The 15,223-nt window shown below is 53.4% G+C and carries 10 protein-coding genes; 5 read left to right on the top strand and 5 right to left on the bottom strand.

Annotated elements, in window-relative coordinates:
* Positions 1–891 precede the first annotated feature (891 nt).
* Positions 892–2,307: an NAD-dependent malic enzyme gene (locus tag M6D81_RS10625; RefSeq protein WP_262676865.1), complete on the bottom strand. Its 1,416-nt coding sequence runs from the start codon at positions 2,305–2,307 to the stop codon at positions 892–894.
* Between the two features lie 245 nt (positions 2,308–2,552).
* A complete protein-coding gene (locus M6D81_RS10630) occupies positions 2,553–3,668 on the bottom strand; it encodes an MGDG synthase family glycosyltransferase (protein WP_262676866.1) in 1,116 nt (371 codons plus the stop codon).
* 177 nt (positions 3,669–3,845) lie between these two features.
* Between M6D81_RS10630 and kapB the strand changes: the two genes are divergently transcribed.
* Complete coding sequence (gene kapB, locus M6D81_RS10635; protein WP_262676867.1) at positions 3,846–4,238, top strand: kinase-associated lipoprotein KapB; 393 nt, start codon at positions 3,846–3,848, stop codon at positions 4,236–4,238.
* 180 nt (positions 4,239–4,418) lie between these two features.
* Here kapB and M6D81_RS10640 read toward each other — a convergent pair whose 3' ends face one another.
* A complete protein-coding gene (locus tag M6D81_RS10640) occupies positions 4,419–5,750 on the bottom strand; it encodes an SGNH/GDSL hydrolase family protein (protein ID WP_262676868.1) in 1,332 nt (443 codons plus the stop codon).
* Positions 5,751–6,064: 314 nt separating this feature from the next.
* Between M6D81_RS10640 and gltB the strand changes: the two genes are divergently transcribed.
* From gltB to M6D81_RS10660, 4 genes are all read left to right on the top strand, one after another.
* Positions 6,065–10,669: a glutamate synthase large subunit gene (gene gltB / locus M6D81_RS10645; RefSeq protein WP_262676870.1), complete on the top strand. Its 4,605-nt coding sequence runs from the start codon at positions 6,065–6,067 to the stop codon at positions 10,667–10,669.
* A 178-nt stretch (positions 10,670–10,847) separates the two neighbouring features.
* The gene (locus M6D81_RS10650; protein ID WP_262676871.1) at positions 10,848–11,672 is read left to right on the top strand and encodes a sugar phosphate nucleotidyltransferase; all 825 of its coding nucleotides are present in this window, start codon (positions 10,848–10,850) and stop codon (positions 11,670–11,672) included.
* 113 nt (positions 11,673–11,785) lie between these two features.
* The gene (locus tag M6D81_RS10655) at positions 11,786–12,706 is read left to right on the top strand and encodes an ABC transporter ATP-binding protein (RefSeq protein ID WP_262676872.1); all 921 of its coding nucleotides are present in this window, start codon (positions 11,786–11,788) and stop codon (positions 12,704–12,706) included.
* Positions 12,690–13,493 (top strand): ABC transporter permease, encoded by an 804-nt coding sequence (locus M6D81_RS10660; RefSeq protein WP_262676873.1) that lies wholly within the window; start codon positions 12,690–12,692, stop codon positions 13,491–13,493. The genes M6D81_RS10655 and M6D81_RS10660 overlap by 17 nt, the downstream gene beginning before the upstream one ends.
* 120 nt (positions 13,494–13,613) lie before the next feature.
* Here M6D81_RS10660 and M6D81_RS10665 read toward each other — a convergent pair whose 3' ends face one another.
* A complete protein-coding gene (locus tag M6D81_RS10665; protein ID WP_262676874.1) occupies positions 13,614–14,060 on the bottom strand; it encodes a bactofilin family protein in 447 nt (148 codons plus the stop codon).
* A 65-nt stretch (positions 14,061–14,125) separates the two neighbouring features.
* Positions 14,126–15,184, bottom strand: coding sequence for a peptidoglycan DD-metalloendopeptidase family protein (locus M6D81_RS10670; protein ID WP_262676875.1), 1,059 nt, complete (start codon positions 15,182–15,184; stop codon positions 14,126–14,128).
* Positions 15,185–15,223 lie beyond the last annotated feature (39 nt).

Consider the following 15,223-nt stretch of genomic DNA (forward strand, 5'->3'; position numbering starts at 1 on the left):
GGAGGCATACACTAGAGCGCGAAAATGGAGCATGCGAGCGGATCTAGTGTAGGAGGCATACATTGGAGCGCGAAAATGGAGCATGCGAGCGGATCTAGTGTAGGAGGCATACATTGGAGCGCGAAAATGGAGCATGCCAGCGGATCTAGTGTAGGAGGCATACATTGGAGCGCGAAAATGGAGCATGCGAGCGGATCTAGTGTAGGAGGCATACATTGGAGCGCGAAAATGGAGCATGCGAGAGGATCTAGTGTAGGAGGCATACATTGGAGCGCGAATATGGAGCATGCGAGCGGATCTAGTGTAGGAGGCATACACTGGAGCGCGAAAATGGAGCATGCGAGCGGATCTAGTGTAGGAGGCATACACTGGGGCACGGAAATGGTGCGTGCGAGCTGAAATAGTGAATGTGACATACATAGGAGCGCGAAAATGGAGCATGCGGATCTAGTGTAGGAGGCATACACTGGAGCGCGAATATGAGGCGTGCGAGCGGATCTAGTGTAGGAGGCATACACTGGAGCGCGAAAATGGAGCATGCGAGCGGATCTAGTGTAGGAGGCATACACTGGAGCGCAGATATGAGGCGTGCGAGCCGAAATAGTGAATGTGACATACATAGGAGCGCGAATATGAGGCATGCGAGCGGATCTAGTGTAGGAGGCATACACTGGAGCGCAGATATGAAGCGTGCGAGCCGAAATAGTGAATGTGACATACACTGGGGTGTGAAAATGGAGCATACGTGCGGTCGCAGGTGTTCGAAGACTGCAGCGGCTAGATTAAGCTGACGGGCAGCATTTCGGTATGCGGTATAATTAAGCCGATAATTCATTCTTTCAAAATAGTAAAGGCAGCCGCTTTGGCTGCCTTTACTGCGTGAAGCAGCAATTACTCGCGCAGCTGGCGTCTGGAGACACCGCTTTGCTGGGCCGCCAGTATGACCCGGCGCCGTACCTCTTCCACTACCTTCGTATTGAATACGCTCGGAATAATATACATTCTGTTCAACTCCTCATCGCCGATGACAGAAGCGATAGCTTCAGCTGCAGCAAGCTTCATCGCTTCATTGATGACAGGAGCGCGGCTGTCCAGCGCACCGCGGAAAATACCAGGGAAGCACAGCACATTGTTGATCTGGTTCGGATAATCCGATCTGCCCGTTGCGAATACACCGACAATATCCTCTACCAGCTCAGGCCGAATTTCCGGTTCGGGATTCGCCATCGCGAATACGATGGGGTCCTTGGCCATGCTCATCACATGCTCCCGCGTCAGCAGTCCGCCAGCCGATACTCCGATGAATACGTCAGCTCCTTCCAGAGCTTCCTTCAAACCACCGCGAATCCGTGTAGGATTGGTATTCTCCCCGTACCATTGCCACATGCTGTTGTCATACCGCTCATCACAGCATAGAATGCCAGGCCGGTCTATGCCTACAATGTATTTTGCCCCTCCTGCCAGAAGCATCTTCGTACATGCCGTGCCGGCTGCGCCTATTCCGCATACGACGATTCTGGCCTCGCTTAACGAGCGGCCAGTCAGCTTCAAAGCGTTCAGCAGTCCGGCATAGAGCACAACCGCCGTGCCGTGCTGATCATCGTGGAAGACAGGGATATCCAGTTCCTGGCGCAGACGGCTCTCAATCTCGAAACAGCGCGGAGCTGCGATATCCTCCAGATTAATTCCGCCGAAGGCCGGAGCCAACTGCTTGACTGCGGCAATCACCTCATCCGTATCTTGTGTATCGAGGCAGATCGGGAACGCGTCGACATCGGCGAACTGCTTGAACAACATCGCTTTACCTTCCATAACCGGCATGGCCGCATGAGGTCCGATGTTGCCAAGTCCGAGCACTGCACTGCCATCGGAGACGACAGCTACTGTATTCCGTTTAATGGTAAGCGTATGGGCTTTCGAAGGATCTTTATGTATCGCCTGACATACTCTAGCCACATCGGGCGTGTAGACTCTTGAAAGATCATCACGGTTTTGAATCGGCGTTTTGGGCTGAATCGTGATTTTGCCGCCAAGATGAAGCAGGAATGTCCGATCGGAAGTGTGCAGAAGCCGAATGCCTGGAACAGCTTCCAATGCGGCTGTCAGCCGTTCCTCTGCTTCCGGTCCGGTAATTTTGACGGTGAGGTCACGGATGCTTTTGTTGCGATCCGTCTGAATAACGTCGATGGCGACAATATCGCCTTTTGCTTCCTCAATCGCGGTCGCTGCACGGCCAAATTGTGCTAGTTGCGTATCGATTTCCAAGCGTAGAATGATCGTTTTGCCGTCTGCCATTTTCATCTGCATCGTGCACAGCTCCTCTCGCATTTATGTATAATATGCCATGATGGACTAGCTCATTATGCTATGGCGATATTATTTTAACACAAATTTCGGATTTCCCCTTAGTTCCAATTTATCACTTTCATAAATGCTTCATAAAAATTTGTCGAACGCCAACAGGGGTTCTCTCCACCTATTCAGCTAGCAATCGCTCATAGTGGTCTTATCCTATTGGGGATAAAAGTGTCAAAAATCAAGAAGAAAAGCCGTTACTGCATCAGGCGCAGAACGGCTTCGGGACATCGTCTCGGATCGTATTGGTTATCGCGGATGGAGAGCAACTTGGTGCGGAACTTGCCGGCGGCTTCCTGATCATGTATAAGCTTGAACCATCTGTCCACCGTATCGTTGGATTCCAGCATTTCGCCAAAGCCGCTGTTGATGAAGTACTCGCAATTTTCTTCCTCCTGGCCGGGAATCGGCTCGTAGAACAGCATGGGCAGCCCCTTGCTCATTCCTTCCGTGCACGTCATGCCGCCAGGCTTCGTTACCAGCAGATCGGCCGCATCCATAAGCTTGTATACTTCTCGGGTGAAGCCCATGATGCGAATGTTGGGATGCTGGAACATGGGGTCTGCGAGCAGCTTTTGCTTCATTTTCTTATTGGAGCCTACGCAGAAGATCAATTGCGTCGTCTCGCGCCACTTCGTCATATAAGAAAGCTCGCTGTCCTCGTACAGGATTCCCCATCCTCCGCCCATAATGAGCACAGTAGGCATATCCTTCAGATCGAATTGCCGCCGCACCTCTTCTTTGTCGCAATGCTCCCAGAAGTCGGGATGAACGGGTATGCCCGTTACCTCTACACTGTTCGGATGCACCCCCTTGTCAACGAGACGCTGCTTTACGATAGGCGATGACACCAAATAATGATTGACCTCCTGGCTGACCCATGAGCCATGCGCGTCATAATCGGTAATAAGCGTATATAAGGGCATATGCAAGCCGAGTCGCTTCAATCTTGCCACAACGGAATTGGGCACGGGATGCGTGCATACAATCAAATCCGGTTTCAACTGGGCGATTACTTGCGATGTTTGCGTATAGAACATCCGATGGAGGGCAAGTTGGGTAAATCGGTTCGTCGGTTTTTTATAATTGCTGCGGTACAGCATGCCAACCATCTTGGGCTGCTTGCTTACTGTTTTCCTATAGGCGGATACAATTAGCGGACCGATCACGGGATTGAGGAACTTGCCCAGCTCGATAACCTTGGCGGATATATCGGGACAAAGTTGCTTTAATCCGGCGCTGAGCGCGTTCGCTGCCTGCATATGTCCGGAGCCGAATCCTTCTGAGAGCAGCAGCACTCTTTTTCTACGCATAGTCTCACCTACTCACTTTTCTCATTTTCCATATTACTTCTCATGTCAGGTGAATACAAGTTTATACGCACCGCTTGCGAATAAATAAGGCATGTTTTACAGTAATTAAAGAATTGTCAAGCTGAACAAGCGACAGCAATCCATTAAACATATGCGCAGGAAAGAGGAGGCAATGCAATGATGACCGGTTATGAGCGGGATGAATGGGCGATTGGCGATATCGTGCAGGCGGAGGTGCGCTCCGGACGTTACGTTGGAGAAGTCGTTGAGCTGAACGGACCGCGAGCAGTGGTCAAAGTGCTGGCTGTATTAAAGCATCCGGAGCAAGGCGATCTGCATCAACCTTACAATCCGGATGCGGTGATGTTCCATGAGCGGCGCGCGCTCAGCTATACGGAAAAAACAACCGTGCTGAAACGGGATATTCAGCCTTATCGGGCTGATGTGCCCGACTATCGACAGTCTCTGCATTCAGCCGTAGCGGCGGATATCGAGGCGCTGGAGCGCATGAACCGCTGGACAGCCAAATCGGTAGAGCTGCTGAAGCAGCTGCAGCAGGAATATCAATAACTAGGGCGTGTCTGAAAACCCGCTCAGTGGCGCCTTTCACCGCCTTTACGCCCCCTGCTTCGTTCCGTTTGCTTGACGTACCCCCGGGTACGCCTTCACAAACGCGCCTTGCATGGAACGAAAATTCGGCAAAATTTGCTGTCCTCAGAGTTCTCAGACACGCCCTGGTTCAGCAATTGGCTATTCGTTGATGAAAGCGGCTTTCATTTCTGCCCGATATACCACTTGAAAGCCCAGGCCGTCCGACAATGCGGCCAGCGGAACATAAGTTTTCTTCTCGCCGGGGAACTGCTTCAGGAAAGCGGGCTCGGCGCCGAGCGGCAATTGCTCGCCATTAACGACGATCGTATCCGCACCGATCGTCAATTCAACCTGGCGATCCGCCAGTGAGATGATCGCCGTATCGGTCTCCGGGTCCCACTTCAAAGCGGCGCCCATGGCATCCGTAATATCGCGAATGGCAAGGAACGTCCTGCCTTTAATGATGACGGGCGCATAATCGGTCAGCACTTCCGTTCCGTTGACGACGACGGAGATCGGTACGCCTTCCGCCCTGTCCTGCATTTCGCGATATTCTCCCCACAGCAGCTGGGAGAATGCTTTCCCCAATGCTTCGTAGCCTTCCCGAGTAGGATGAGTATCTCCTTCCTTCACAGAGGTGAAGCCCAATATGCTCTTCTCGATAGCTGTGGCTGCATCCACTATTGCCACATTATGGCCTTCCGCGAGCAGTTCCTCCGCCACATGGTTGAGCCGTTCATGGATTTGCGTCTGTCCATCGACCAGGAACTGGGCAGTGGATTGATCGATCAAATAATTGCGTTCGCCGCGAGCCTTTATGAACGGGATGGGCAAATATTGATTGGACACGACGATCTTCGCCTCGTCATTCAAGGCGACAATTGTCTGGAGCGCTTCAGACAAGCTCGCTTCGAAAGCGTCCAGCGAGTCTTGCAATCCGGCAAGCAGCGCTTCTTGCTCCGCATCCGCCAATTCTTCGTAGACGGCCTCTTCGCCAAGCTCCTTGATCAATGAAGAGAAATCATTGCTTCCGATGGATACAAGGATCAGATCCGCACTCTCAATGTCTTCACGAAGCTGCGGCGTCTGACCGAAGATGACCTCCGCTCGCGGATCGGGCAGATCGGCTTGAATAAGTTCGGCTTCGGCGGTCTCGCTTGCTTCTGCGAGAGACAGCCACTTCTCCAGCCCGTCTGTGCGCAATCCCAGTACGCCGTAATTGCTGTAGATGGCGCGTTCACCCTGGAACAGGGCTTGCTCGTACACATGCTCCACGAACCCATATGGAACGGATTCCAGGTCGAAGCCGTGTTCGTATCCGGCAGCAAGTGAATCGCCAAGTGCGACGATCCGGTACTCCTCGCGAAGCTCGTCCGCTTGGCCTGTGACTGGTTGAGCAGTTGCCGCCGCGATGCCGCTCGTGTGCACGCTCGTTGCCAAGATGACGGAAGCGGAGGCGGCAAGAGTGAAGTTCCTGAATTTTCTAATCAATGATTACACATCCTTCTGTTAATATATATGTAGATTCATCTGCGATGTACGCATACTGTGCCATGGTTCCCGCCAGCCGTGAAGCAAGCTGCCAAACATTCCTTATCACAATTATAAAAATATTAAATTGATTCCAATTACCCCTAATGATAAAATCATAAAATAATCGCTTAGCAACGGTAGATGGCAACTGGAATGGCAAGTATCCGGCCGATGCGCCTCGTTAACTACCATTCTATGACACTTCATGCCAAAAATGAAGCCAATTAAGTGATCAGAAACCCAAAAATCTTCTAATAGAGAGGTTGCATGCAATGAGAGAGAACATTTTGGGACTTCCGCCCAAGCAGGGCCTTTATGATCCACAGTTCGAGAAAGACGCTTGCGGCATGGGATTCATCGCCAGCATTAAAGGGGTAAAGTCGCACAAAATCATTACCCAGGCACTTGATTTGCTTGAAAACATGGAGCATCGCGGCGGACAAGGCAGCGAGCCAAACACCGGAGACGGAGCGGGGATTATGCTTCAAATCCCTCATCAGTTCTTCGCAGCGGAGATGGGCAAGGCGGGCATCCAGCTGCCGGATGAAGGACAGTATGCGGTCGGCATGATCTTCATGCCGCATGATGAAGCTGCGCGAGCAGCGATTGAGAAGGAACTGGAAGGCATTGTAGCCGAAGAGGGCCAATCCGTTATCGGCTGGCGTACTGTGCCAACCAATGACGAGAAGCTCGGTCAGTCCGCACTGGCAGTCAAGCCTTATGTGCGTCAAGTATTTATCGGCAGGAATGCCGATCTGAAGGAAACGCTCGCATTCGAGCGCAAGCTGTACGTTATCCGCAAACGCGCGGAGTTAGCCATTCGTTATGCAGGCAAAGAAGGCGGCAATATGTTCTACTTCACAAGCCTGTCCTCCAAGAAAATCGTATACAAAGGAATGCTGACGACCGAACAGGTTCGTTCCTTCTACACGGAGCTGAACGATGAAACCGTCGTATCGGCGCTCGCGCTCGTGCATTCCCGCTTCAGCACCAATACGTTCCCGAGCTGGGAACGCGCTCATCCGTTTCATTACCTCATTCATAATGGCGAGATCAACACGCTTCGCGGCAACGTGAACTGGATGCATGCCCGCCAGACACTGTTCGCTTCCGAGCTGTTCGGGGAAGATCTGGAGAAGATCAAGCCGATCATTAATCCGGACGGTTCCGATACCGCCATGTTCGACAATACACTGGAATTTATGTACCTTGCCGGCCGCTCCTTGCCGCATGCCGCCATGATGATGGTGCCAGAGCCATGGTCCAATCATGAGAGCATGAGCGACGAGCGAAAAGCCTTCTACGAGTACCACAGCACGCTGATGGAGCCGTGGGACGGACCGGCTGCGATGGGCTTCACGGACGGCACCCAAATTGGTGCAATGCTGGACCGCAACGGTCTGCGCCCGGCGCGTTATTATGTAACGAATGACGATCATATCATTCTTGGCTCTGAAGCGGGAGCGGTCGAGATTCCTGCGGAAGACATCAAGTACAAGGATCGTCTGCGTCCGGGACGCATGCTGCTTGTAGATACGGAGCAAGGCCGCATTATTTCCGACGAGGAAGTGAAAGCGGCTATCGCATCGGAGCATCCTTACAGAGAGTGGCTCGACGAGCATCTGATTGATCTGGATGGACTGCCTGATGCGCCTGAACTGCCGGAACCGAGCCACGCTACGGTGCAGCAGCGACAGCAAGCGTTCGGCTACACATTCGAGGACATCCGCAAGGTGCTGGAGCCGATGGCAGGCAGCGGCATGGAGCCGATCGCTTCCATGGGCTATGATGCTCCCCTGGCCGTCTTGTCTGAGCGTCCACAGCGTCTGTACAACTACTTCAAGCAGCTGTTCGCACAGGTGACGAATCCGCCGATCGATGCGATTCGCGAGGAGCTTGTGACGTCTACAGCAACGACGATCGGACCTGAGCGCAACCTGCTTAATCCGGAGCCGGAAAGCTGCCGTCATATTAAGCTGGATACGCCTGTACTGTCCAATGAAGAGTTCGCCAAGCTGCGGCATGTGCGCCGTCCGGGCTTCAAGTCCATCACGCTTCCGATCTTCTTCCCTGCCGACAGTGGAGAAGAAGGGCTTCGCGCGGCGATGAAGGTGATGTGCGAAGCGGCCGACCGCGTTATCGACAAGGGCCATAATATTCTTATTCTGTCCGACCGTGGCGTCGATCAGGAGAATGCAGCGATTCCGGCATTGCTTGCCGTGGCAGGTCTGCATCATCACTTGATCCGTCAGGGCACGCGTACGAAAGTATCCATTCTGCTGGAATCCGGCGAGCCGCGCGAGGTGCATCATTACGCGCTGCTCCTCGGCTACGGCGTAAGCGCCGTTAATCCGTATCTCGTATTCGAGTCGCTGGACGACATGATTCGTCAAGGCATGATGAGAGGCGTGTCCCATGACAAAGCGGTGAAAAACTATATTAAAGCGGCCACGAAGGGCGTCGTGAAGGTACTGTCCAAAATGGGCATCTCCACGATTCAGTCTTATCGCGGCGCTCAAATCTTCGAAGCGCTCGGCCTACGTGAAGAGGTTATTAACGAATACTTCACATGGACGCCGTCGCGCATTGGCGGCATCGGACTGGATGTGATCGCCGAGGAGACGCTGAAGCATCACAATCGCGCATTCGCGGAACAGGAAGGTTCCGAGAAGGAACTGGACTCCGGCGGCGATTACCAATGGCGCAAGGACGGCGAGGACCATCTGTTCACGCCGCAGACGATTCATACGCTGCAGATGGCTTCCCGCGCGAACGATTACAAGCTGTACAAGAAATTCTCCGGCCTTGTCCAAGGCGAGAACAAGAAGCATCTGACGCTGCGCTCGCTGCTTGATTTCAAGAAGGACGGCCAATCCGTGCCGCTGGATGAAGTGGAATCGGTTGAATCCATCGTCAAGCGGTTCAAGACGGGCGCGATGTCATTCGGTTCCATCAGCAAGGAAGCTCATGAGAGCCTGGCTATTGCGATGAACCGTCTTGGCGGCAAGTCGAACACAGGCGAAGGCGGCGAGGACCCGAACCGCTTCAGGCCAGATGCGAACGGCGATCTGCGCCGCAGCGCGATCAAGCAGGTGGCATCGGGACGCTTCGGCGTAACGAGCAACTATCTCGTCAATGCTGACGAGATTCAGATCAAGATGGCGCAAGGGGCGAAGCCTGGCGAAGGCGGTCAGCTGCCTGGCCTGAAAGTATATCCTTGGGTAGCGGAAGTGCGCGGCTCCACGCCGGGCGTCGGCCTGATCTCGCCTCCGCCGCACCATGACATTTATTCCATCGAGGACTTGGCCGAGCTGATCCACGATCTGAAGAATGCCAATCCTCGCGCACGCATCAACGTGAAGTTGGTATCCGAGGTTGGCGTCGGCACGATTGCGGCAGGCGTAGCCAAAGGCCGCGCAGATGTCATTATGGTGAGCGGTTATGATGGCGGTACAGGCGCATCTCCAATGGGCTCTATCCGCCATGCGGGATTGCCGTGGGAGCTTGGTCTGGCGGAGACGCATCAGACGCTTATGCTGAACAATCTTCGCGACCGCGTCGTAATCGAGACGGACGGCAAGATGATGAACGGCCGGGACGTTGCCATTGCGGCTCTGCTTGGCGCCGAGGAGTACGGTTTCTCTACTGCGCCGCTTATCGTACTGGGCTGCGTCATGATGCGTGTCTGTCAGCTGGATACTTGTCCGGTCGGTGTGGCGACGCAGAATCCGGAGCTTCGCAAGAAGTTCATGGGCGATCCGTCCCATGTCGTGAACTACCTGCGCTTCATTGCGGAAGAGATGCGCGAGATTATGGCGGAGCTGGGCTTCCGTACGATCGAAGAGATGGTCGGCCGCGTTGACCGTCTGGATACGAAGAAGCTGATGGAGCATTACAAGGTGAAAGGTCTTGATCTGTCAGGCATTCTGTACGAAGCTGAAGTGCCGGAAGGCTCTTACCGCTATGGCGTACAGAAGCAGAACCACGGTCTGGAGCTGTCGCTGGACATGAAGGAGCTTGTGCCTAATGCGGGACCTGCTCTAGAGCGCGGCGAGAGCGTGCGCGGCACATTCCCGATTCTCAATACGAACCGGGTTGTCGGAACGATACTGGGTTATGAAGTAACGTCCCGCTACGGGGCGAAAGGCTTGCCGGAGGATACGATCTGGTATCACTTCGTCGGTACAGCCGGACAGAGCTTCGGCGCGTTCGTTCCGAAGGGCATTACGCTATCGGTTGAAGGCGACACGAACGACTACTTCGGCAAAGGGCTGTCTGGTGGCAAGCTGATCGTCGCTCCGTCTCCGAAGGCGTCGTTCAAGGCGGAAGAGAATGTCGTAACGGGCAATACAGCCCTGTACGGCGCGACAAGCGGCGAAGCGTACATTAGCGGCATCGCCGGCGAGCGCTTCGCTGTCCGGAACAGCGGCGTGAGCGCGGTCGTGGAAGGCGTAGGCGACCATGGCTGCGAGTATATGACAGGCGGACGCGTCGTTGTGCTTGGCGAGACGGGACGCAACTTCGGTGCAGGGATGTCCGGCGGCGTCGCTTATATCTACGACGAGAAAGGCGACTTCCACAATCACTGCAACCTGGAGATGATTCTGTTGGAGCGTGTAGAGATGGAAGGCGACGTTGCTGAGCTTCGCACCATGATCGAGAGACACGTCCAATATACGGAAAGCGCAGCCGGTTCTCGCATTCTGGCGGACTGGGGTGCTTCGCTTACGAAGTTCATCAAGATTATACCGAAGGATTACAAGCGGATGCTGGAGCAGATCCAACGAGCTGAGGACAAGGGGCTGCAAGGCGGAGATGCCTTGCTGGCCGCATTCGAGGCGAACAAGCGTGAGCTGGCTCGCGCAGGCGGCAAGTAAGCCGACACCGTTCAATTAACCCGCAAGAGGGGCATCGTGCCTCTCTTGCGGGTTTTTATGTACCTTCGACAAAACCCGTAGTATTCTGCGAGATAATGCTGCCAGTATCCGACATGATCCTTCCCGGGGCTCAGGTATAATGTACGAAAGTATGAGAAGCCTTGAGGAGGATGATGAATTGAAAATCATTTTATTGACGGGCGGATCGGGCGACAGAGTGTGGCCGTTAACGGGAAAGAAGAGGCATCATCAATATGCGGAGGTGTTGAAAAGCAAGGAAGGAAAACCTGAATCTTTGCTGCAGCGGTTGTGGAGCGGACTTGCGGGAGCGGATCTGCTGGAGCACAGCAGCTTTGTGGCATGCAGTGAGCATGCCGCCATGATTAGGCAGCAATTGGGGCTAGAGACGCCCATAATTCATTCTCCCCGGCAGAAGAACACATTTGCTTCAGCGGCATTGGCCGCGGCAAGTTATTACTCCGCATCCCTTCCTTTATCCGAGACGATCATTATCCTCCCGATGGACTTGTACGTAGGCGGGGATTTTTTTCATTGCATTCGAAGCCTTCCCAAGTTGTTGCGCGACAGCGGAGCGGCAATGATGATGGTGGGCACGAAAGCAAGCTTCGCTTGCGAGCAATACAGCTACATCATACCGGAAGAGGGTTATTATACCGGGACGGAGACCCATTACGATTACGAGGTGGCCAGCTTTCATGGAAGGCCTTCCTTAGTTGAAGCCGAAGCAATGGTGCATCAAGGCGCATTATGGAGCAGCGGAGTCTATGCTTTTCGGTTGGAATTCATGTTGCATCGCTTGACTGAGCTGGGATTGCCTGTGCACTATGAAGAGCTGTACAAGCAATTTCATCGAATATCCGATCAGAGTATGGAGGACAAGCTTGCCCATCAGCATACGATTAGCAAGTCTGTGGTTGTATATGATGGAATATGCCTGAGACTGGGCGCCTGGACATCTCTATCGCTGCGTGCTACGCTGTGAGCCGCTGCTACCATTCATTTCCGCTATCGTATATAATGATGGGGTTGAAGCTGCCTCGAAGGAGAATGGGGTATTCGTAATCGGCAAATGATTAGAAGGAGGTATGACGCGGAATGGAACCTATCATCGTATCGATGCGCGAAGTGACGAAGCGAATCGGCAAGCGCACCATTATCGACCGACTGTCATTGGACTTGAGACCGGGTGAAGTATTCGGATTCCTGGGACCGAACGGCTCCGGCAAGACAACGACGATCCGCATGATGGTCGGACTCATGTCGCTTAACGCAGGCGAGATTACCATTAACGGCTATAATATTGAAAAAGAGTATGAGAAAGCGATCAGCTATGTTGGCGCCATCGTTGAAAATCCGGAAATGTACAAGTATTTGACCGGTTATCAGAATCTGCTTCATTATGGGCGCATGATGCCGGGGGTAACGGAGCAGCGAATTCAAGAAGCGATAGAAGTTGTCGGAATGGGCAATCGCATACATGACAAAGTGAGAACCTATTCGCTCGGCATGCGGCAGCGGCTTGGGCTTGCGCAAGCGATTCTTCACAGACCGAAGCTGCTCATATTGGACGAGCCGACGAACGGACTGGACCCTGCGGGAATACGGGAGCTTAGGGACTATCTTCGCAAGCTGGCCAAGGATGAGAACATTGCAGTCTTCGTATCAAGCCATCTGCTGTCGGAGATGGAGCTGATGTGCGATCGCGTAGCGATTATCCAGAACGGCAAGCTTATCGACGAGAGAATCATTGGCGAGCATCGTGAGAGCGCCAGCGTATCAAGGATATTGTATGAGGTCGATCAAGCCGATAAAGCGCTCGAGATACTGTTGACGCAGGGGCAAGCGGCGGAGGGAGTTGGCAACGGGCTGATTGCCCTGGAAGCCGAGAGAGAGCGGGCGGCGGAGTTGAACGCCTTACTCGTAGCCGCTGGAATTAAAGTATACGGCATAAGGAAAGACAGCAAGTCGCTGGAGGATCAATTCCTGGAAGTGACTGGAGGTGAGAGTATTGGGTAATTTCGCTGGATTGCTGCGCAATGAGAATATGAAAATTTACAGAAGAGTGCGCACCTATATTATGGGGGCCATCCTGGTCGGACTTGTGCTGATGATCTCGATCATGTGGGCCGCATTCGGAGGCATGGACGTATCGATGTGGGATGTCGTATTCCTGGAATCGTCGATTCTATTCTTCTTGGTTACGATCTTCACAGTCGTTGTCGCAGCCGGAGTTGTGGCGGAAGAATTTACTTCGGGCACGATCAAGCTGCTTTTGATTAGACCCTGGTCCCGATCCAAAATATTGCTGGCCAAATATATCGCCGTAGTCGCCTTCGCTCTCAGTCTTGCCGTGCTGCTATTTATCAGCTCCATCGTCGTGAACTGGCTTATTTTCGATCTGTTCAATTCCGTGCATGCGGAACCGACGTTCCCGATGATGGAAGGCATGTCGGCAATGGGTTACCTGCTGCAATATTACGGTCTGACGCTCATTACGACGGTTATGACGGTTACACTAGCGTTCATGCTGTCTACCGTGTTTCGCAGCAGCGGCTTGGCAATCGGATTTGCCTTGTTTCTGCTGCTGGTCGTGAACAATGTTGTGATGCTGCTCGCAGCACTGCAATATAAGTGGGTCGATTACCTGTTATTCGTACATTTGAACTTGACGCAATACTTGAATGACATTCCGATCCGGGAAGGCATGTCGTTGGGCTTCTCCTTAGCGGTGCTGGCCGGTTACTATGTGCTGTTCATGGCGTTGACCTGGTATGTGTTCAATAAACGAGACGTAGCGGCTTGAACGCGCATAATAGCGACGACTATCGTGATTGACAAGACGAAGCTTTCGCAGAAAAACGCCGTGCCCGGTGCTCCTGACAGGAGTTGATCCGGGCACGGCGTTCTCGCAATGGCGAAACCGTCAGACGGCTTGCTTGGAACGGCTTCGTTCTTCATTGGCCTTGCTGTCTTGCTTGCCGGAAGCGGTGGCTGATTCCTTCTCATGCGACGGCTTCGCTTCGCTGGCCGGTGGTTCCATATGGCAGCTTCCGTTAATCATGCCGCCTTCTTGAATAATAAGGTGATTCGCCATAATATTGCCCGTTATATGACCGGATGATGTAATAATAAGCCTTCCGGTCGTCACGATGTCTCCGTACACCTTGCCGGCCAACGTCACATCCTGAGCGGAAATATTGGAGTGCGCCACCCCTTGCTCGCCAATGATGACGGCGCCCTTGCATGCGATTTCACCGCGGTATTCCCCTTCAATCCGCAGATTGGCTTCACTTGTCAGCTTTCCTTCCGCCACTGTGCCTGCCCCAATCAGCGTGTCTGTTGAAGCATTTCGCCGGTTTTCTTTGAACATAAGGCCTAATCCTCCATTTCATATCGATGCGATTTGAAACGACAGACTTGCTCCCTATGATGTCATTAACTCCGGTGAGCGATATACTCGAGGGGGTTGACAGGCTCGTTCTTCTGCATAATCTGAAAGTGCAGATGAGGGCCTGTGCTTCTGCCGCTGGAGCCGAGCAATCCGATCCGTTCTCCTTTCACGACTTCGTCGCCGATTCGAGCGTCGATCTGCTTCAAATGCATGTACACGCTCTGCAGATCGGTCAGATGGTCGATTATTATATAATGGCCGAGCCATCTGTCATAACCGGTGTCCGAGATGACGCCATCCGCAGCGCTGAATACGGTATCTCCGCTCTTGCCTTGAATATCGATGCCTGCATGGAACTTGATGCTGCCCGTGAACGGGTCCTTGCGATAGCCGAAGCCGGAGGTCAGCCGCTTGGAAACGGTGGGCCACTTCGAAGGAAAGGCGTCGACCGTCCTCCGCTTATGCTGAGCCTGGCGCAGCGTCTGGGCCATCGATTGCTCCATCGCATCTACCATTAGGCTAAGCTCCTTCAGGTCAAGCGAAGTATCTTGGGCATAGGAGGCTATCTGCACAGCATCGCGGAAGTAGGGCGTAACCGCCGCCTCTTTGTTCATACGTGTGGAGGAAGCGGATAAGGTTTGGACTCGAGGCGCAGTCGTCCTTTGATACCCGGTATTCGTTCCGGCTTCCGAATCCTCCAAGTCAATATTTACGCTGCTTCCATACTTTTCAATGAAAGCCTTGAGCTTCAGCTCCAACTCGTTCAGCTCAGTCATCTTTTCTTTCAGAGCCTGAGCCTGGTGCATCAGCTCCTCAAGCTCTTGCTGCAGAGCTGCGATAGCATGATCCTTCTCCGTGATCGTGCTGTCTTTACCTTCCATCGCTTGCGCATATTGGGCGGATTGCGTCTCCAGCCGATTCTCCAGACTTCGCAGCTCGTAAGCGGCTTTCATCTGGAGGCCGACTACGCAGCCGGTTACCGCCAGAACGGCGGCCACAGGGGCCACGACCACCGATCTTCTCGATACCGAGAACTGCTTGACAGACTTGTCAGCGCCACGCATGACGACGAAGGACCATGATGGATTGCGCGCTCGTCTCAAGTAGCTTGCTCCTTCCCGCCGGCAGTATAGTCGTACAGA

Origin of the sequence: Paenibacillus sp. J5C2022, assembly GCF_025567625.1 — a bacterium.
Lineage (GTDB): Bacteria > Bacillota > Bacilli > Paenibacillales > Paenibacillaceae > Pristimantibacillus.

Excerpts from the sequence above, each read along its gene's own strand:
- kapB (WP_262676867.1), top strand. The coding sequence starts at position 3,846 with ATGATGACCGGTTATGAGCGGGATGAATGGGCGATTGGCGATATCGTG.
- M6D81_RS10655 (WP_262676872.1), top strand. The coding sequence starts at position 11,786 with ATGGAACCTATCATCGTATCGATGCGCGAAGTGACGAAGCGAATCGGC.
- gltB (WP_262676870.1), top strand. The coding sequence starts at position 6,065 with ATGAGAGAGAACATTTTGGGACTTCCGCCCAAGCAGGGCCTTTATGAT.
- M6D81_RS10665 (WP_262676874.1), bottom strand. The coding sequence starts at position 14,060 with ATGTTCAAAGAAAACCGGCGAAATGCTTCAACAGACACGCTGATTGGG.
- M6D81_RS10625 (WP_262676865.1), bottom strand. The coding sequence starts at position 2,307 with ATGCAGATGAAAATGGCAGACGGCAAAACGATCATTCTACGCTTGGAA.
- M6D81_RS10630 (WP_262676866.1), bottom strand. The coding sequence starts at position 3,668 with ATGCGTAGAAAAAGAGTGCTGCTGCTCTCAGAAGGATTCGGCTCCGGA.